15 protein-coding genes are annotated in these 18,543 nt (G+C 61.5%); 7 read left to right on the top strand and 8 right to left on the bottom strand.

Annotation, left to right across the window (positions count from 1 at the left end; translation table 11 throughout):
- Positions 1–160: 160 nt before the first annotated feature.
- Entirely contained in the window at positions 161–604 is a 444-nt protein-coding gene (locus NH195_RS20070; protein WP_066705335.1) for a hypothetical protein, read from the top strand.
- 162 nt (positions 605–766) lie between these two features.
- Here NH195_RS20070 and NH195_RS20065 read toward each other — a convergent pair whose 3' ends face one another.
- Positions 767–1,405 carry a response regulator transcription factor gene (locus NH195_RS20065; protein WP_066705333.1) on the bottom strand — a complete coding sequence of 213 codons (639 nt, stop codon included), beginning with the start codon at positions 1,403–1,405 and terminating at the stop codon, positions 767–769.
- Positions 1,406–1,524: 119 nt separating this feature from the next.
- Positions 1,525–3,588 carry a hybrid sensor histidine kinase/response regulator gene (locus NH195_RS20060; protein ID WP_066705331.1) on the bottom strand — a complete coding sequence of 688 codons (2,064 nt, stop codon included), beginning with the start codon at positions 3,586–3,588 and terminating at the stop codon, positions 1,525–1,527.
- 334 nt (positions 3,589–3,922) lie between these two features.
- On the opposite strand from NH195_RS20060, the gene NH195_RS21375 reads away from it, so the two are divergent.
- The 3 genes from NH195_RS21375 to NH195_RS20045 all read left to right on the top strand — a co-directional run bounded on the left by NH195_RS21375 (position 3,923) and on the right by NH195_RS20045 (position 8,041).
- Positions 3,923–5,785, top strand: coding sequence for a BapA prefix-like domain-containing protein (locus NH195_RS21375; RefSeq protein WP_066705328.1), 1,863 nt, complete (start codon positions 3,923–3,925; stop codon positions 5,783–5,785).
- A gap of 214 nt (positions 5,786–5,999) precedes the next feature.
- Entirely contained in the window at positions 6,000–7,577 is a 1,578-nt protein-coding gene (locus tag NH195_RS21370) for a BapA/Bap/LapF family prefix-like domain-containing protein (protein ID WP_066711271.1), read from the top strand.
- A 248-nt stretch (positions 7,578–7,825) separates the two neighbouring features.
- Complete coding sequence (locus NH195_RS20045; protein ID WP_066711269.1) at positions 7,826–8,041, top strand: hypothetical protein; 216 nt, start codon at positions 7,826–7,828, stop codon at positions 8,039–8,041.
- A gap of 218 nt (positions 8,042–8,259) precedes the next feature.
- On the opposite strand, the gene NH195_RS20040 is transcribed toward NH195_RS20045, so the two are convergent.
- The 5 genes from NH195_RS20040 to cyoA form a co-directional block, all read right to left on the bottom strand.
- Positions 8,260–8,967: an SURF1 family protein gene (locus NH195_RS20040; RefSeq protein ID WP_066711267.1), complete on the bottom strand. Its 708-nt coding sequence runs from the start codon at positions 8,965–8,967 to the stop codon at positions 8,260–8,262.
- A 66-nt stretch (positions 8,968–9,033) separates the two neighbouring features.
- Positions 9,034–9,450, bottom strand: coding sequence for a cytochrome o ubiquinol oxidase subunit IV (gene cyoD, locus NH195_RS20035; protein ID WP_066711265.1), 417 nt, complete (start codon positions 9,448–9,450; stop codon positions 9,034–9,036).
- Positions 9,450–10,055, bottom strand: a complete 606-nt coding sequence (gene cyoC / locus NH195_RS20030; RefSeq protein ID WP_066711263.1) for a cytochrome o ubiquinol oxidase subunit III — start codon at positions 10,053–10,055, stop codon at positions 9,450–9,452. The genes cyoD and cyoC overlap by 1 nt, the downstream gene beginning before the upstream one ends.
- The gene (gene cyoB, locus NH195_RS20025; protein ID WP_066711261.1) at positions 10,052–12,049 is read right to left on the bottom strand and encodes a cytochrome o ubiquinol oxidase subunit I; all 1,998 of its coding nucleotides are present in this window, start codon (positions 12,047–12,049) and stop codon (positions 10,052–10,054) included. Before cyoB ends, cyoC begins: the two co-directional genes overlap by 4 nt.
- On the bottom strand, positions 12,042–13,115 hold the full coding sequence (gene cyoA / locus NH195_RS20020) for a ubiquinol oxidase subunit II (RefSeq protein ID WP_238379817.1): 1,074 nt from the start codon (positions 13,113–13,115) through the stop codon (positions 12,042–12,044). Before cyoA ends, cyoB begins: the two co-directional genes overlap by 8 nt.
- A gap of 404 nt (positions 13,116–13,519) precedes the next feature.
- On the opposite strand from cyoA, the gene cyoE reads away from it, so the two are divergent.
- A complete protein-coding gene (gene cyoE, locus NH195_RS20015; protein ID WP_081424043.1) occupies positions 13,520–14,476 on the top strand; it encodes a heme o synthase in 957 nt (318 codons plus the stop codon).
- Positions 14,477–14,880: 404 nt separating this feature from the next.
- Here cyoE and NH195_RS21000 read toward each other — a convergent pair whose 3' ends face one another.
- Entirely contained in the window at positions 14,881–15,069 is a 189-nt protein-coding gene (locus tag NH195_RS21000; protein ID WP_066711260.1) for a hypothetical protein, read from the bottom strand.
- 136 nt (positions 15,070–15,205) lie between these two features.
- Between NH195_RS21000 and NH195_RS20005 the strand changes: the two genes are divergently transcribed.
- Together NH195_RS20005 and NH195_RS20000 are read left to right on the top strand one after the other, a co-directional pair.
- On the top strand, positions 15,206–15,871 hold the full coding sequence (locus NH195_RS20005; protein WP_066711258.1) for an NnrU family protein: 666 nt from the start codon (positions 15,206–15,208) through the stop codon (positions 15,869–15,871).
- Positions 15,872–16,130: 259 nt separating this feature from the next.
- Complete coding sequence (locus NH195_RS20000) at positions 16,131–18,521, top strand: glycogen/starch/alpha-glucan phosphorylase (protein WP_066711256.1); 2,391 nt, start codon at positions 16,131–16,133, stop codon at positions 18,519–18,521.
- Positions 18,522–18,543: the final 22 nt, after the last annotated feature.

Genomic DNA, 18,543 nt, shown 5'->3' with positions numbered 1-18,543 from the left:
TTCTCTTTATGTGGCGGCTTCCAGAAAAGCCTGTTGGCAGAAAATATGCCACCCCAAAAGAGAAAAAAGTATACATACTTAAGATATGAACCTAACCTAAAGACATTATTTAGATGCGTGTGATTCGTCCCTGTCACGAACGAGAGAAATGAGATCCGGTATGTACCAGCCCCAGATTGTCATCCCGTCCGTCACCCAAGGCGCGCTTTTTGCGAAGGCGCCGAAAGAACGTCTCATGCTGGTTTTGGCAGACTGGCCGCATCTGCCCTATGAATTGAGCCATCCCGGCACCGGGTGGAAAGCATGCCTTTTACGGTCGCAAGAAGAGAGCAGAGCCCTGACTATGGTGCGCCAATTTGCAGGATGTCTTGAGGCGCTGGTGATTGATGAAGATTTCTTCGGGTCGCCAGAAGACACTGCGGACGTATGTTACCAAATTCGCCGGATGGTGCCCGGCATTCGTATTTTGGCCATCGCAACGGAAATGTGGGTGGATGGTGCCCGGCTTCAGGATCTCGGAGCCAGTGACGACACCCTCCTCAGCCGTTGCCCGATGGGCATACTCGAGACGTTGCAAGCCGATGATGATTCATCTCACCACTGAACAGGTCAGGCCCCCAGCCCGCAAAAGTTCGCCCCTCCGTGAACTTTAAGCCTGATCGTTTCCCCCTCATCGGCTTGCAACGGCCTGTGCCAGAAACAAAATCGTCCGCTGAGGCTCAACCTCCGCGGACGATCCCTGTTAGATCCTTGTCTGGCTGCGGTGTCAGATCAGGTTCATGTCGCGCGCCACAATCACCGCCTGTGTCCGGTTGTTGGCGCCCAGTTTCGAACAGATGGATTTGACGTGCATCTTCACGGTGGCTTCCGCGATGCCCAGAGTTTCGCCGATGTCACGGTTCTGCTTGCCCTCGGACAGAAGATCGAGCACTGCCATTTCGCGGTCGGACAGGGTGGCATTGCCGGTTTCGCGCGATTTGACTCTTTTCTGGTCGATCAGTTCGACGGGAACATAGCGTCCACCGGCGGCCATGAAGCGGATTTCATTGGCCAGGTCTTTCAGAGAGGCCGTCTTGAGGATCACACCGGCGCCGCCCAGAGACAGGATTTCCGAAACGACATGCGAGGAAGGGTTGCTGGTCAGGAGGCCGACGGGTTTGCCCGCGTTGTGTTCCAGAGCTTTCCCCAAGCCGGACACTCCGTTCATGCCGGGCATGTTGAGATCGACAAGCACGAGATCGAAAGCGCCATTGCGGTCGATTTCCGCCACGGCTGCATCGAGATCCGGCGCTGTGTGAGCTTCCATATCCGGCAGGTTTGAGAGGTATTGCTTGAACATCTCAAGGACCATTGCGTGATCGTCGGCAATCAGAATGCGAAGTTTGGTGGGTTCAGATTGTGTCATATCTCTCTGCGATGGGGTTGGGGCGCTGTTGCTGATATTATTTTTTTCACCAGGGGCGTGCGCAAGATCTCCCGGCAGAGAGAGTGCGCCGTGCTTTGTGTCAATGTTCAAAAATGTATTCACCCCTGTGCTTGTGGTCGTGAGCTTATTTCCTCAATCGCCTGAAAAGTCGAGTCCAAAGCGTTTTCAAAGGAAGCAGCCAGTGCGTTAAGATTAGAACGCCTTTCGTCGACGGCAAGTTCCAGGGCCCGCAAGTTTTTTTCTATGGCGGCCAGTCCGGTCAGACCACAGGCCCCCGTTGCCGCATGAAGGCGCCGACCGGTGTCCGCTGTGATGCCGTCTTCCCGAATGCTTTCGAGAATTGCGCGGGCTTCCTCATGCGCCCTGAGCATAAAGGATTTGGTGCCTTCAACCCCGAGTTGATCCGTCAGGTCGTGAACTGTATCCAGAGCCAGAATGCCACATGTGGAGGGCGGGCTGCTCTCCTGTGTCGGGACGGCAGGGGCGCATGTTCCGGTCTGAGATTTCGTGCTTTCGGTGACGTCCTTGAGGGCTTTCAGAAGTAGCTGTGGACGAATGGGCTTGTCGAGAACACGGACAATTCCGGCCTCCTGACAGGCTTTTCGGATGCGCGCGTCGATATGGGCCGTCAGCCCCACAATCGAGCCGGACCACTTTAGGCGACCGCTCCGGAGTTTTTCCCGGATGCGCCGGGCCAGTTCGACGCCGCTCATGAACGGCAGGGTCATGTCGGTGAGAATGAGATCAATGTCTTTCTGACGCTCCTCCTGGGCCAGCAGGGCCAGCGCCTCCATGCCATTGCCCGCAGCGTAGACGGTCGCGCCGCCCTTGCGCAAAATATGCGTGAGCCAGTCACGGCTTGAGGGGCTGTCCTCGACCAGCAGGACGGAGATGCCCCGCAGAAGTGTCGTGGTCGCGCCGGCCTTCTCGGGTTCGGTTTTGAGCCGCGGTTCGGCCCAGTTGAGATCGAAGCTCGCCGTGATCGTCGTGCCGATGATCTCCGCATGTTCGGCGGAATCTTCCGTTGCGTTCCGGTAGCGGTCCCGCACGGTGATGCGCCCTCCCAGTTGATGCAGGGCATGGGCGAGAACATTCAGGCCAGCAGAGGTGCGTTCCGGGGGCGTGCTGGGCGGTTCGCCGGTTTCCTCTTGGCCTTTCAGATCAATGCTTTTCGGGCCGAGCGCGCGACGCAAGCGGAGCTTTTGGTCATCCGGCAGGCCGCCACCCAAATCCTGGACGTCCAGAACGATGCGCCAGCCCGTCTGGGCATCGGGGGCGGGCGTGGCAAAAAGGGCCTCGCAGCGGACCGTGATCTCGACGCGTGGCCCGCCATGTTTGACGGCATTGTCGAAGATGTTCTGACACAGGGCGCGGACGAAACGCACGGGCCCGTTGACCCAGATATCCTCCGCCGGTTCAAATCGCACCCGGATTTCCGTCTGCTTGGTTTTGGCGATCGGAAAGATCATCGCAAGAATGGCGCGGATCTCTTCCATGAGGCAAAAATCTTCGTCCTGCTGCAACCCGCTCGCGCTTTGTTCGCCCCGGATGACCGCAAGCACATTATTGATGTGATCGAGGGCGCGTTCCGCCGAGGCATGGAGCTGCGCACGGGTGGTGCCGATGTCCTGCCGCGGGCTGTCTCCGGTCGTATCGAGGACCGCATCTGCCGTTGCGAGAAGAGATTGGATGGGCGTGCGCAAGTCATGTGCAACCCGTAGCAGGGTCGCGGCGCGTGCCCGGTTCTCAAGCCAGGTGGATTCCTGCTCCGTTTCCGCCAGACGCAACAGAAAGCCGTTCGCCCCGTTGAGCGGAAGGTGCACGAGTTCCCCGGCGTGAGAGGTGGCGTCGACCTTGAGCGAAAGGGCGACACTGCCCGCCCGCAGGGCCTGCTGACACAGCAGAGGCCAGTCGAGTTTGTGCCGCAGGACATCTTCGCTCAGGCCAAGTTGCCTGGCGGCGGCGTTGGCGAGAAGCAGTTTGGCCGTCTCCGACAGCAAAGCCGCGGGCCGGCGGTCGGTTGCGATCATGCGGGCGATGGTCTGAAGAACGGGACGCGTGGCATTTTGTGCCGCGAGCTGGGCCTCGTTCGTGTCCCGGAGTGCAGCGGCGGGTGTTTCCGGGGGTGTCTGGCCTTTGTCCGGCGGGGGGGAATCGGTCACGATGGGCGCCCTCTTCTTGATGTCTCGATCCGTGTGATCTGCGTTGGGGAGCTTGTTCGGGGGATTGGAGAGAAACGCTTTTGGCAAACATTTCGCCGCAATCGTTTCGCAGGGGTGAACAGTCGCATATCTTCTTTAGTATTGGCGCAGAGCCTAGCCCGAAACAAGCTTGTGCCGTGGTTTTGCTACAACATTTTTCTAAGACTTTCTGTATAATATATCCTTACGTATATTGATCGAACTAAAGTATAGTGTATGACCATAGCCAAAGGGGTGTAATGCTCCCCCGTGATCTTTCGGCCGTTTCCGGCCCGAACCACCAGAGGACGTTAAAATGGCCAAAACCGTTGTTAAGGCAAACGCTGCTGTCGATGTGATGATCGGCGCTGAGAAGGGCGACATCAGCCGCTACATCAAATCCGGGGACGATCTCGTCGTCGAACTGAAAGGCGGAGACCGGATTACGGTCAGCGACTTTTATATGCCTGCGGCCGATGGCAGCGCCCACCGGCTGATGCTGGCGGACGGGTCCTTCAGCGGGATCGAAGGAATTTTCGACGGTGAAGAAGAGGCTGTTGGCCTCGGTGCGGGGATCATTCCGGATGATGTCGGTGCCGTTGCGGCCGCGTTCGGCGCCGCACTTTTGGCGGGGGGCGCGAGTCTCGGAGGCGGAAACGATGATGACGATGACGACAATCCGACCGATGAGCCGGGGCCGACGGATGAACCCGGCCCGACGGATGAGCCGGGCCCGACGGACGAACCGGATCCGACGGATACGGCGGAAGCTGGCGTGCTCGATTCCCTGGTCGGAGACGAGGGCCTTCTTGGTGGCTTGACCGGCAACGAGGGCACCCTCGGGGCGATCACCGGCTCCGAAGGGCTTTTGGGCGATCTGATCGGCAACGACGGTCTTCTGAGCGCCATCACCGGCGCCGGTGGCCTGCTCGGTGCTTTGACGGGCAGTGGCCTTCTGGGCGACGGCTCCTCGGTCAGCGACGACCCGCTGTCCAGCGTGACCTCGGTCCTGACGGACAGCAGCGGCCTGCTGGGAGGTCTGCTCGGCTCCACCGGCCTCACCTCCGCGCTGTTGGGCGACACCGGTCTTGTCGGTGGCCTGCTGACCGAAGACGGTCTTGTCGGTGGTCTGCTTGCAGAAGACGGTCTTGTCGGTGGCCTGCTTGACGAAAATGGTCTCGTTGGCGGTCTCTTGGCTCCGAGCGGCCTCGTGGGCGGGCTGCTGTCCGGGATTACCGGCCCCGGCGGTCTTTTGGACGGTCTGCTCGGCGACAACTCCCTGGTGGGAGGCCTGTTGGGCGACGAGGGCCTTGTCGGCGGTCTGCTTGACGGCGTGATCGGTGAGGACGGCCTCGTCGGTGGTCTTCTTGGTGAAGACGGGCTTCTGGGCGGCGTGACCGGTGATGACGGTCTGCTCGGCGGTCTTCTCGGGGGCGAAGATGGTCTGCTTGGCGGGCTGACCGGCGAAGATGGCCTTGTGGGAGGTCTTCTTGGTGGCGATGACGGCCTGCTGGGTGGCCTTCTGGGCGGCGAAGATGGCTTGCTTGGCGGATTGACCGGTGACGATGGCCTTCTCGGTGGGCTCCTTGGTGGCGATGACGGCCTGCTCGGTGGCCTTCTGGGCGGCGAGGATGGCTTGCTTGGCGGATTGACCGGGGATGATGGCCTTCTTGGCGGGCTCCTTGGTGGCGAAGATGGTCTGCTCGGTGGCCTGACCGGTGACGATGGCCTTCTCGGAGGTCTGCTTGGCGGCGAGGACGGGCTTCTGGGCGGTGTTTCCGGCATCGTGGACGGTGTGCTCGAGACCGCAGGTGCCGAAGATGGCCTGTTGGACCCGGTGATTGCCGATGGCGGTCTTCTCGGGGACGTGACCGGGAATTCCGGCCTGCTGGGCGATGTGACGGGCTCCGAAGGATTGCTGGGCGATGTGGTCGGTGACGAGGGTCTGCTTGGCGATGTTACCGGGGCGGACGGGCTTGTGGGTGATCTTCTTGGCGTCGGCCTTCTCGGCGATGGCACCGAAGGCGATGGTCTTCTGGGCGGTCTGACCGATGGCTTGCTTGGGGACGATGGTCTTGTCGGCGGTCTGCTCGGTGGCGAGGATGGCTTGCTTGGCGGTCTGCTCGGGGATGATGGCCTTTTGTCCGGCCTCGATCTCACAGACGATGGGCTGATCTGATCCGCGACCACGCGGTAAACTCAAAGGCTCCGTCGGTGACGGGGCCTTTTTTTATGGCGGAAACCGCCGGACGAAAATGGAAACAATGCGTTCTCTGTCAAAAAGCGCAATTATTCGTTTGACTAGGCCTTTTGGAGGAAAGATATATACTTTAGATGTAACTAATGCTTTTGTTTGGGCGATGGGAGCCCGGCAAGAATGAGGAGACAGACACATGGCCACCAGCTCCATTCAAGCGGGACAGGAAATCGGTATTCACCTTGATGTGCTGCGCGAAGATGTGCTTCGCTACACCCGCAAAGGGGATGATCTGATCATTGATCTGAAGAGCGGGGGGCAGATTCTGGTCAATGATTTCTATACTCCGGCAGAGAATGACTCCCTGCACAGTCTGGTTTTCGCAGACGGGACGGTGATGGGGGCCGAAGGCGCGATCGCTGCGGCCGGGTTGGGGACGGGCATGTCCGATCAGGCGCTGGCCGCGGCGGCATTTGGCGCACTTGGCCTTGGTCTGCTGGCTTCCGGTGGCGGTGGCGGTGGGGATAACCCGACGGACAGCACCGACCCGACGGACAGCACCGACCCGACGGACAGCACCGACCCGACGGACAGCACCGACCCGACGGACAGCACCGACCCGACGGACAGCACCGACCCGACGGACAGCACCGACCCGACGGACAGCACCGACCCGACGGACAGCACCGACCCGACGGACAGCACCGACCCGACGGACAGCACCGACCCGACGGACAGCACCGACCCGACGGACAGCACCGACCCGACGGACAGCACCGACCCGACGGACAGCACCGATCCGACGGACAGCACCGACCCGACGGACAGCACCGATCCGACGGATGGGGCGCAGCAGGGCTTCCTGGATCCGCTGATCGGGGATGAAGGTCTCCTGGGGGATTTGACGGGCAATAACGGTTTGCTGGGCGATATCACGGGGTCCGAAGGACTGCTTGGCGATCTCGTCGGCGCCGACGGGCTGCTCGGCGACCTCGGGACCGCGCTTTTGGGACAACCGATTCTCGGCGATGGCATCGTGAGCGAAGACACGGGACTTCTGGACGGTCTGGTGTCCGATACCGGTTTGCTCGGTGGGCTGACGGGCAACAGCGGCTTGCTTGGCGATGTCACGGGCTCCGAAGGGCTTCTGGGCGATCTGGTCGGCAATAATGGTTTGCTCGGGGATATCACCGGGGCGGATGGGCTTGTGGGCGATTTGATCGGCACCGGCCTGCTCGGCGCAACCGATGAAACCGGCGGCAGCGAAGGTGGGCTTCTGGGCGGGGTCCTGGGGGATGAGGGTCTGCTCGGCGGCCTGACTGGTGACGATGGTTTGCTGGGCGGTCTGCTTGGCGGGACCGACCTGCTTGGCGGCCTGACCGGTGATGACGGCTTGCTGGGCGGTGTGCTCGGAGGGGCGACGGACGGCCTTCTGGGCGGTCTCACCGGCGAAGACGGCCTCGTGGGTGGCCTTCTCGATACCGTGCTTGGCGACGAAGGGCTGGTGGGCGGTCTGCTTGGCGGGACCGATCTGCTTGGCGGCCTGACCGGTGATGACGGCTTGCTGGGCGGTGTGCTCGGAGGGGCGACGGACGGCCTTCTGGGCGGTCTCACCGGCGAAGACGGCCTCGTGGGTGGTCTGCTCGATACCGTGTTGGGCGACGAGGGTCTGGTCGGCGGGCTTCTCGGGGGAGCGACCGATGGGTTGCTGGGAGGCCTGACGGGGGGCGACGATCTTCTTGGCGGGCTTCTCGACAATTCCGGTGAGGCGTAACCACGTTGCCGGACGACCTTCGCAAACAGTAAAATGAGCTTCGGCTCATTTTCCGAACCTCTGTTCTGGACGGCATTCTCTTGCATGTCCGGTCCAGTGCCTTCTGGGGGAGAGCGTGTCGGGGGACTGTGGTCCGTCGCGACGATGACTCTTCCGCAGACCCGAAACCCGGTTCCGGAGTTTGAAGACGCATTCCGACATGTGCTTCGGGACCTCACGCGTGACCCAACCGTGGATGGACGAGCCTCATGAAACAGGTGCAACCGTCAAAATTCGATGAGAATGCCCATACGAGAGGTCTGAGGGCCTTCCAGTATGAGTTGCTGACGGCAGCGTCGGTGGCCGCAGCGGATGGGTTCGAAGGGGTGGCGCGGGCGTTTCTTTGTCTCGCCGAAAGCGCGTCTGCCAAACCAAACTCCGCTTTCGAAGAGACGGTGGATCGCAGACCGAAGAACGCTCCTTGAGGCGGTGCTGATCCGCAGGTGCGGGGGCGGATGGCATCGCAGAAGCGGCGGCTCTTCTGTCCGGGGCGGGACGCGTTCGGATTGCTCTGACCCGCCCTTTCTCTTTTCGTTTGCCATGATCTGAAGGCTGGCCCGCCAGCCGGAGCGACGATGCCGGTAAAAACTCACCGGCCCCGTTTCATGCGCTGTCGCCGTTCCTGTGCCCGTATGAGCACCGCTCAGGACTTGCGGCGCAGCTCGTGGCGCAGGACGAGGGCGGTGCCAAGCGCCACCACGACGGCCAGCGAGAACCACGTCAGCGCATAGCTCAGATGGGCGTTGCGGAAGCTCACCACGGTCTGTCCGCCGCGGGGCCAGCCGGTGGGATCGTTCAGCTCCTGATCGACGAAATAGGGGGCGGTTTGCGTGAAGCCTTTCGCAGCGGCGATCGAGGCGATGTCGCGGCGATACCAGCGGTTGTTTTCAGGATCGTTGTCCTGCGAGAACAGCCAGCCCTTGTCCTCAGTGATCCGCAAAAGCCCGGTGACGGTGGTTTCGCCGTCGACATGGCTGAACTCGCCGGACAGGGCGCGGTCCTGTGGCACCACACCCCGGTTGACCATGACGATGGCGCCATCCGCCAATTGCAGCGGCGTCAGCACCCACATCCCGGGGCCGAAATCCGAAGGTGTATAGATCAGCACCTCGTCCTCGTTGAGAAAGGTGCCGGTGATGGTCACGCGGGTGTATTCGTCTGTCTCGCGGGTGATCGTAGGCCAAAGGTTCGGGCCGGGGGCAGGGACGGGGGCGGCATGGATACGGGCCTCGACCCGCTCGATCAGGTCGAGCTTCCAGTGAAGGCGGTTGACCTGCCAGATGCCGAGGCTTGAGAACCCGGCGATGCCGAGGGCGGCGAGGATCAGAACGAGGAGGAGACGGAGACGCATGGGAGGTCCTTTTCATATGAAACCGGGGCCACGCGGGCCCCGGCAACGTTTTCATGTCAGAAAAGATCAGCCCTGCTGGGACTGAAGGCTCTTCATCTGTTCGAGCTGCTGCTCCATGTCGTGCATCGGCATCATGTTGGTGTTCATGTTGTGCATGACCCAGAGTGAGCCTGCCAGAACGATGAACAGGATGATCACGGCGAGCACGGTCGCCATGAAGGTGCTGCCCTCTTCCGAGGAGGTGTTCAGATGCAGGAAGAACACCAGATGCACGATGATCTGCACGGCGGCAAAGGCCATGATGATGCCGATCAGCGTGGTGCGGCTCATTTCCACCTCGCCCATGACGAGACCGAAGGGCACGATGGTCAGGATCGCGGCCAGCGCGAAACCGATCATCAGTTGCGACATGGTGCCGTGGCCGGAGCCGTGGTCGTCATGCCCGTGATCGTGCCCGTGTGCGGAATGCGTATCGTGACCCATCAGACCAACCTCACCAGATAGACAAAGGAGAAGACACCGATCCACACGAGATCGAGGAAGTGCCAGAACATCGACAGCGCACCGAGGCGACGCATGTTTGCCGTGCCCAGACCGTGCTTCGCGATCTGCACCATCAGGGTGACGAGCCAGATGATCCCGCCCGTCACGTGCAGCCCGTGGGTGCCGACGAGGGCGAAGAAGGACGACAGGAAGGCCGACCGGCTCGGACCCGCGCCGATGTGGATCAGGTGATTGAACTCATAGAGTTCCATCGCGATGAAGCCAGCCCCGAACAGGCCGGTGATCGCCAGCCACATCAGCGTGCCGCTCTGGTCCTTCTTGTCGGCGCGCAGCATGGCGAGACCGAAGGTGATCGAGGAGATCAGCAGAAGCGCGGTTTCGATGGCCACGAAGCCCGCTTCGAACAGATCCTTCGGGCCGGGTCCGCCAGCAAAGCTGCCGCCGAGAACCGCGTAGGTGGCGAAGAGCGAACCGAAAATGATGCAGTCGCTCATCAGGTAGATCCAGAACCCGATGGGGGTGGGGCTCTGGTGGTGAACGTCGTGGTCGACGACGCTCACACTTGCGGGGGCGGAGTGGCTCATGCCGCTGCTCCTTTTGCTTCCGTCGCGCTCACTTCCTCAGCGGGAATGTAGTAGTCGCGTTTGTAGTTGAAGGTGTGGAAAATCCCGAGGCCGATCATGCCGACAAAGGCGAGGATCGCGAGCCACCAGATGTACCAGACCATGGCAAAGCCGAACACCAGCGCCAGACCGGCGATCAGCACACCGAAGGCGGTGCCTTTCGGCATATGGATCGGTTTGTAACCGGTGGTCGGCCAGGTGAAGCCCTGTTGCTTCATCGTCCAGAATGCCTCGCGCCCGGTGATCTGAAGATCGAACGGGAAGTTATACGGCGCGGGCGGGGACTGGGTCGCCCATTCCAGCGTGCGCGCATCCCACGGATCGGTGCCACAGGCGAGCTGTTTGCGATCGCGGATCGAGACGTAGAAGTTGATGAAGGTCGAGACGATGCCCAGAAGGATCAGCACCGCACCGAAGGCCGCGACGATGAAATAGGGCTGCCAGCCCGCATCCGGGTATGTGGCGGTCCGGCGGGTCACACCCATCAGGCCAAGCGCATAGAGCGGCATGAAGGCGACATAGAAACCGGTGAACCAGAACCAGAAGCTGCGGCGACCCCATGTGTCGTTCATGCGGAAGCCGAAGGCTTTCGGCCACCAGTAGGAGACCGCCGCATAGACCGCAAACACCACGCCGCCGATGATCACGTTATGGAAGTGCGCAATCAGGAAGAGCGTGTTGTGAAGCTGGAAGTCGACCGGCGGCACGGCCAGCAGCACACCCGTCATCCCACCGATGGTGAAGGTGATCAGGAAGCCAATGGTCCAGAGCATCGGAACCTCAAGCCGCACGCGGCCCTTGTACATGGTGAAGAGCCAGTTGAAGATCTTCACACCGGTCGGCACGGCGATGATCATCGTGGTGATGCCGAAGAAGGTGTTGACGTTGGCGCCGGAGCCCATGGTGAAGAAGTGGTGCAGCCACACCACGAAGGACAGCACCATGATGCAGGCCGTGGCCCAGACCATCGTCTTGTAGCCGAAGATCGGCTTGCCGGAGAAGGTCGACACGATTTCCGAGAACACGCCGAAGCAGGGGATGATGAGGATATAGACCTCGGGGTGACCCCAGATCCAGATCAGGTTGATATACATCATCGCGTTGCCACCAAAGTCGTTGGTGAAGAAGCGGAAGTCGAAATAGCGGTCGAGCGTCAGCAGCGACAGGGTGGCGGTCAGCACCGGGAAGGCCACGACGATCAGCACGTTGGTGATCAGCGTCGTCCAGGTGAAGATCGGCATGTCCATGAGCTTCATGCCCGGCGCACGCATCTTGAGCACGGTGGCGATCATGTTGATGCCCGAAAGCGTCGTCCCGACCCCTGCGATCTGTAGCGCCCAGAGGTAGTAATCCATCCCCGGTCCGGTACTGTAACTTGCCCCCGACAGAGGCGGGAAGGCCAGCCAGCCGACCCGGGCGAATTCGCCCACGAAGAGCGAGATGTTCACCAGAAGCGCGCCCGACACCGTCATCCAGAACGAGAAGTTGTTCAGGAACGGAAAGGCCACGTCGCGCGCGCCGATCTGCATCGGCATGACATAGTTCATGATCCCGGTGATGAACACCATGGCCACGAAGAAGATCATGATCACGCCGTGAGCGGTGAACACCTGATCGAAGTGGTGCGGCGGCAGATAACCTTCGGCCCCACCTGCGGCCATCGCCTGTTGTGCCCGCATCATCAGCGCATCGGCAAAGCCGCGGATCAGCATGATGAAGCCCAGCACCATATACATGATGCCGATCTTCTTGTGGTCGACCGTCGTCACCCAGTCCCGCCACAGCGGCACCCAGAGTTTGAAATAGGTCATCAGCGCCAGCACGACGAGCCCGCCAAGGGCCACGCCTGCGAAGGTCGCGATGAGGATCGGTTCGTGATAGGGGATCCAGTCGAGCGTCAGACGCCCGAAGATCGGCGAGAAGGTCTCGGCCGGTTGCACGTATCCGTCAGCCATTGTCTTTTTTCTCCGTGCTCAGATAGCCGCTGATGATTTCCGGGCCGCAGATCGCCGCCGGGTCGTTGAAGAAGGCTTCGTGGAAGGCTTCGAGATCCGGGGTCGGCAGTTCCGGCAGTTCAACCGGGTTGCCGAAGCCGTCGATGGTGCGGGCACGGTCGTAGCTGTAGGCATTCGCCGCCGGGATACCCTCGAGGCCACCGCCGCCAAGCTCGTCCTGCATCATCATGTGACCCATGCAGACCTTGCCCTCTTCGACGCACATCTCAACGACGCGGTCGAACAAACCGGCTTCGACGGAGGCGTAGTAGCTCACCGGTTCGTCTATGGTCGGTTTCTCGAGCGCCAGATAGCTGGTGCGGGTTAGCTCACCGCCTTCGGCTTTGGCTTTCTCGATCCAGGCGTTGAAATCTTCATCCGTCATCGAGAGCGTGTCGAAATGCATCTGAGAGAACCCCGGGCCGGAGTAATGCGCGGACCGGCCAAAGAAGGTGCCGGTGTTGTCCGCGATCAGGTGCAGCTTGGTTTCCATGCCAGTCATCGAATAGACCATGCCGCCCAGAGCCGGAATCGACAGGGTGTTCATCACCGTCGAGGAGGTCAGGCGGAAATTGATCGGACGGCCTTCCGGGATCGCCAGCTCGTTGACCGAGGCCACGCCGTATTCCGGGTAGATGAACAGCCATTTCCAGTCGAGCGACACCGCCTGAACCTCGACCGGTTCGCCCGCATTCAGGTGATCGAGCGAGCGGTAGGGGTCGAGCCGGTGGGTGTAGACATAGGTTAGCCACCCCAGCGCGATGATGATCAGGATCGGAATGCCCCAGACCGCGACTTCGATCTTGGTCGAATGTTCGAAGGTCGGATCGTAATCGGACTGGTCACTGCGGTCGGCGCGGTACTTCAGCGGGAAGTACACGGCCATGATCAGCACCGGGACGATCACGATGAGCATCAGCCCCGTCGCGATCAAAAGCAGGTTGCGTTCCTGTCCCGCCACCCAGCCCTGGGGCGACAGAACGTCGTACTGGCAGCCGGAAAGCGCAAATGCGCCGGCCAGTGCCAACAGTATTTTCGTTGATGTGTGCAATGCGTGCGTGCCTCTTGATGAGCTTTTCCGGACACGGCGGCGGGTCGGAAACCCGGAGCCGGGCACGGTTGCGTCATCCGCTAACGCGGCGCTGCGGCATAGTGCTCTGTGTCATTCTGTCGCATGGTCATGAAACTTGGTTTTTCAAGCCGATCCTCACGTATTTGTGACATCGGTCAAAAGATACATATTTAAAATATGTTTATTTGTGCGCTTCTGTTGCACTTTTGGGTGAAATCGAGTCGCTTGCGCGGATTCGCACGCTTTCGTGATGTGTCACAAGAATTTGCTCTCACATCTTGCCCCGCGCCCCGCGGCTGTCCTATGACACGGCAAAACGCATCCCAAGGATGCAGCGCACATATCAAAGGCATCATGAGATGAGGACGCAGACGATCACCGATCCGACGCTCACGCAGGCTATGAGCGACCCCCGACCGGCCCGGCCGGGCGATTACATCGTTCTTCTGAAACCGCGGGTGATGTCGCTAGTGGTGTTCACGGCGCTTGTGGGCCTTCTGGTCGCGCCCGTGCCGATGGACCCGATCCGCGCCGCGCTCTCGATCCTCTGCATCGCGCTGGGCGGTGGCGCCTCTGGCGCGCTCAATATGTGGTGGGATGCCGACATCGACGCCAAGATGCGCCGCACCGCCAATCGTCCGATCCCGGCGGGGCGGGTGGCCCCGCGCGAGGCGCTCGTGCTCGGGCTGGTGCTCTCCGTGCTTTCTGTCGGCGTGCTGTCGCTGGTGGCCAACCCGGTCGCCGGCGCGCTTCTGGGTTTCACCATCTTCTTCTATGTGGTGATCTACTCGGTTCTTCTGAAACGCGCGACGCCGCAGAACATCGTGATCGGCGGCGCCTCCGGTGCGCTGCCGCCGATGATCGGCTGGGCCTGCGCCACGGGCGGCATCTCCGTCGACAGCCTCCTGATGTTCGCGCTGATCTTCATGTGGACGCCGCCGCATTTCTGGGCCCTGGCGCTGTTCGTGAAATCCGATTACGGCCGCGCGGGCGTGCCGATGCTGACCGAAACCCATGGTCGCCCTTCAACCCGCCGCCATATCCTCGGCTATACGCTGGTGCTGATCCCGACCTCTTTGGCGCTGGGTCTCACCTCCATCGGCGGGCCGGTTTATCTGGCTGTGGCGGGCGTGCTGAACCTGCGCTTTCTGATCCGCGCATGGGCGGTGTTCCGCCGCACGGAAGACGAGGCCGAAGCCGACAACCAGCGCGCCGAGCGGCGGTTGTTCCGCCTCTCGCTCAGCTATCTCTTCCTGCATTTCTGTGCCCTTCTACTCGAAGCCCTGCTGCACGCCCAAGGCCTGTCCGGCTGGTAAGCAGTCTTCCTGCGGCCTCAATCGGTTGACGCACGACAGGGTCACTGAGCGCCTTGCCCTTAAGCTCCGCCTCGCGCAGCACCGTCACACGGTCCCGCAAGTGCATGATTTTCGGCATTTTATGGCTGATCAGTACGATGGTCGCGCCCTCCACGCGCAAACGGTGCAGCACGGTGGAAGAGCACCAGCGTGCGCGCCGCCCCAGAGCGCCTTGAGGGTTCCAACCTTCTGACGCGCGCCGACCGGGAGTGTCGAGACCTTTGCCGTGGGGCCGATACCGGCATCAGAACCGCGGGCAGGACCCCTGTGACGGCCCGTGTCACCGCGTCTGCGCCGATGATGCCGACACCGATCCAGTCCGCTCCCATGCAGCCGGAGGCGAGTTTCCAGCGCCCGGGGAGCTTTCAGCCCCCCCCCGCGACGCGCTCGGCCTGCTGCAACGGGTAGAGGCCCCCCGCGTAGACCTGATCGGGGCCGTCGGCATAGATCATCGCCTGTGCGTCGTCGGGCAGGGCGGCGATATAGGTGTTGGCGGAGCCGAAGACCGCGACCCAGGCCGCCGAGCCGTCCACCTCGCCGGTTTTCTCGACCATTTTGAGGAAATGATGCGGGGCACAGGCGTTTCGCGAGTATCTCGGCGCGCCCGATACGCACCTCCTCAATCGTCTTTCCGGCTGAGGCCGTTCTCTGCTAGGGCTGGTGCGACCGATATGTGCAAGAGGAGCGGGAATGCAGGGTTGGAGCGGTTTCATCGCGGCATTCGTCGTGTTCTTCCTGTCACACGCGTTGCCGGTGCGCCCACCGGTGAAGCCTTGGCTGGCGGCACGGCTGGGCGCGCGCGGCTTCACATGGCTCTATTCGGCCCTCTCCGTGGCGGTGCTCATCTGGCTGATCGTTGCCGCCGGACGGGCCCCTTTCGTGCCGCTCTGGCCCACGCCGGAGGGGCTGCGTCACATCGCTCTGACGGCGATGCTCGGGGTTTGCCTGATCCTCGCTCTTGCCTTGGGGCGGCCCAATCCCTTTTCCTTCGGCGGCCTGCACGATGACCGTTTCGATCCGGCGCATCCGGGGATCCTGCGGTGGATGCGTCATCCGCTGCTTGTCGCACTCGCGCTCTGGGCGGAGGTGCATGTCCTCGTGAACGGCGATCTGGCGCATGTGATCCTGTTCGGTGCGTTTGCGGCGTTTGCAACCCTCGGCGGGCGGATGATCACCCGGCGCAAACGGCGTGAAATGGGCGCGCTCCATGACCGTCTCAGGGCCGAAACCCGGACCGCGCCGTACCGGCTCGCCCCGTCCTCCGGCACCGCGCTGCGTCTCGTCGCGGGGCTGCTCCTTTACGGCGTTCTGATCGCGCTTCACGGTCCGGTGATCGGCATCAACCCGCTGCCGTGAGCCGGCGGCAAACGCCCGGCCTCCACAAAACTGTCACGCTTGCGTTCTAGGAAGGGGGAGAGTGTCGGGGCATCACACTCATGAGAGGAAATTGCGTAAAACTCTGGCATGTTTAGCGCGTTTCACGATAGGGGTGCTGCAGCGCAGCCAAAAACGGGAACTGTGCCTTGCCACGGGAATTAATAGAGTTTTAGCTAACTATAAACGATTGTTCCTCTGTCTGAGTTCGAAACCCTCTTTAACTTGCATAAGGTGACACATGGCGCGAAAAGCCCGCACATCCTCCGAGTTCCGCGATGCCCTTCTCAAGCATCTCACCTACACGATGGGGAAAGACCCGGAGCATGCGCAGTTTTTCGACTGGCGTATGGCGCTCTCGCACGCGATCCGCGACCGGATGGTCGATCATTGGGTGGATTCGACGCGCAAGACCTATGAGCAGGACGGTAAACGGGTTTACTATCTCTCGATGGAATTCCTGATCGGGCGCTTGCTTGAGGACGGCATCGTAAACCTCGAAATGGTCGAAGAGGTCGAGGACGCGCTGGATCATTTCGGCATGGACATGCGCACCATCCTGAACGACGAACCGGACGCGGCGCTGGGCAATGGCGGTCTCGGCCGTCTCGCCGCCTGTTTCCTCGACAGCCTCTCGACCATCGGCTGCCCCGCCATGGGCTATGGCATCCGCTACGAGAACGGGCTGTTCAAGCAGAGCTTCGTCGATGGCCGTCAGGTGGAGAGCCCGGAAACCTGGTTGCAGGAACCGCATCCTTGGGAGTTCGAGCGCCCGGAAGTGCGCTTTACCCTGGGCTTTGGCGGCGATGTGATTTACGAGAACGGCAAGACGCTCTGGCGGCCCGCCGAGCTCATTCAGGCCGAGGCTTTCGATACGCCGATCATCGGCTGGAAGGGCAAATGGGCCAACACGCTCCGGCTTTGGGCCGGGCGCGCGGTTGATCCGTTCGATCTCGGCCTGTTCAACGCGGGCGATTTCGCCGCCGCCGCCGAGCACGAGGCACTGGCACGGACGATCTCCCGCGTGCTTTACCCCGAGGACAGCAACGAGGCGGGCAAGGAGCTGCGTCTCAAGCAGGAGTTCTTCTTCTCCGCCGCCTCGATCCGCGACATCCTGCGCCGCTTCGACAGCCAGCACGACGACATTCGCCTGCTGCCGAAAAAGGTCGCGATCCAGCTCAACGACACTCACCCGGCCATCGCCGGCCCCGAGCTTCTGCGCATTCTGCATGACGAGCGCGGCCTGTCCTTCGAGGACGCGCTTGAGATCGTGCATGGCTGCATGAACTACACCAACCACACGCTTTTGCCGGAGGCTCTGGAGCGCTGGGACGAACGCCTGTTCGGTCGCTTGCTGCCGCGGCACCTGCAAATCATCGACCGCATCGACGACGCGCATTTCAAGGCCCACCCGCAGCGCACGCTCTCGGCGCGCTCGGACGGACAGGTCAAGATGGGCGAGCTGTCCTTCATCGTTGCCAATCGTGTGAACGGCGTCTCCGCGCTGCACACCGATCTGATGAAACAGACCGTGTTCAAGGAGCTGCACGCGCTGCACCCGGACCGCATCGTCAACGAGACCAATGGTGTGACGCCACGCCGCTGGCTGCACAATTGCAACCCGGGCCTGTCGCGGCTGATCACCGACACGATCGGCGATGGCTGGGTCGACGATCTCGAACAGCTCGAAAAGCTGGAATCTTCGATCAGGGACAAGGCCTGGATCGAACGCTTCGAAGGCGTCAAAGCCGCCAACAAGCAGGCGCTGGTCAGCTATGTTGCCCAGACCCATGGCGTCAAACTCAACCCGGCGGCGATGTTCGACATCCAGATCAAGCGGATGCATGAATACAAACGCCAGCACCTCAACATCCTCGAGGCCATCGCCCATTGGCAGGAGATCAAGGACAACCCCAACGGCGACTGGACGCCGCGGGTCAAGATCTTTGCAGGCAAGGCGGCACAGGGCTACCATTTCGCCAAGGACATCATCCGGCTGATCAACGACGTGGCCAAGCTGGTGAACGCCGATCACGCGACGCGCGATTATCTTCAGGTGATCTTCCTGCCGAACTACAACGTGACGCTGGCCGAACGGCTGATCCCGGCCGCCGATCTGTCGGAACAGATTTCGACGGCGGGCAAGGAGGCCTCCGGCACCGGCAACATGAAATTCGCGCTGAACGGCGCGCTCACCGTCGGGACGCTCGACGGCGCCAATGTGGAAATTCGCGAGCGCGTCGGCGACGACAATTTCTTCCTCTTCGGCATGCTCGCCGATGAGGTTATGCAGCGCCGGATGATGCATGACCACGCGCAACAGGCGATCGCCGCCGACCCGCGTCTGGCACGCGCGCTCAACGCGCTGCGCGACGGCACGTTCAGCCCGGAAGATCCGGGGCGCTATACCCATATCGCCGATAATTTGACCTGGTCCGATTATTTTCTGGTCTGTTCCGATTTCACCGACTACTGGCGCGCCCAGCGGGAGGTCGATGCGGCCTACAGAAACCCGGACAAATGGGCCGAAATGGCGGCTTTGAACGTGGCGCGGTCGGGGTGGTTCTCCTCTGACCGCACAATTCGCGGCTACATGTGCGATATTTGGGGAGCTGAGAGCCTTCTTGCCTAAAAATCAAAGAGTTGATCAGGCC

This window comes from Celeribacter ethanolicus, assembly GCF_001550095.1.
GTDB classification, from domain to species: domain Bacteria; phylum Pseudomonadota; class Alphaproteobacteria; order Rhodobacterales; family Rhodobacteraceae; genus Celeribacter; species Celeribacter ethanolicus.
This window is presented reverse-complemented; position numbering and strand designations above follow the sequence as displayed.

Coding starts and splice junctions, on each gene's coding strand:
- cyoD (WP_066711265.1), bottom strand. CDS start 9,450: ATGGGTCACGATACGCATTCCGCACACGGGCACGATCACGGGCATGAC.
- NH195_RS20000 (WP_066711256.1), top strand. CDS start 16,131: ATGGCGCGAAAAGCCCGCACATCCTCCGAGTTCCGCGATGCCCTTCTC.
- cyoC (WP_066711263.1), bottom strand. CDS start 10,055: ATGAGCCACTCCGCCCCCGCAAGTGTGAGCGTCGTCGACCACGACGTT.
- NH195_RS20040 (WP_066711267.1), bottom strand. CDS start 8,967: ATGCGTCTCCGTCTCCTCCTCGTTCTGATCCTCGCCGCCCTCGGCATC.
- NH195_RS20070 (WP_066705335.1), top strand. CDS start 161: ATGTACCAGCCCCAGATTGTCATCCCGTCCGTCACCCAAGGCGCGCTT.
- NH195_RS21000 (WP_066711260.1), bottom strand. CDS start 15,069: ATGGTCGAGAAAACCGGCGAGGTGGACGGCTCGGCGGCCTGGGTCGCG.
- NH195_RS20065 (WP_066705333.1), bottom strand. CDS start 1,405: ATGACACAATCTGAACCCACCAAACTTCGCATTCTGATTGCCGACGAT.
- cyoB (WP_066711261.1), bottom strand. CDS start 12,049: ATGGCTGACGGATACGTGCAACCGGCCGAGACCTTCTCGCCGATCTTC.
- NH195_RS20045 (WP_066711269.1), top strand. CDS start 7,826: ATGAAACAGGTGCAACCGTCAAAATTCGATGAGAATGCCCATACGAGA.
- NH195_RS21370 (WP_066711271.1), top strand. CDS start 6,000: ATGGCCACCAGCTCCATTCAAGCGGGACAGGAAATCGGTATTCACCTT.
- cyoE (WP_081424043.1), top strand. CDS start 13,520: ATGAGGACGCAGACGATCACCGATCCGACGCTCACGCAGGCTATGAGC.
- NH195_RS20005 (WP_066711258.1), top strand. CDS start 15,206: ATGCAGGGTTGGAGCGGTTTCATCGCGGCATTCGTCGTGTTCTTCCTG.
- NH195_RS21375 (WP_066705328.1), top strand. CDS start 3,923: ATGGCCAAAACCGTTGTTAAGGCAAACGCTGCTGTCGATGTGATGATC.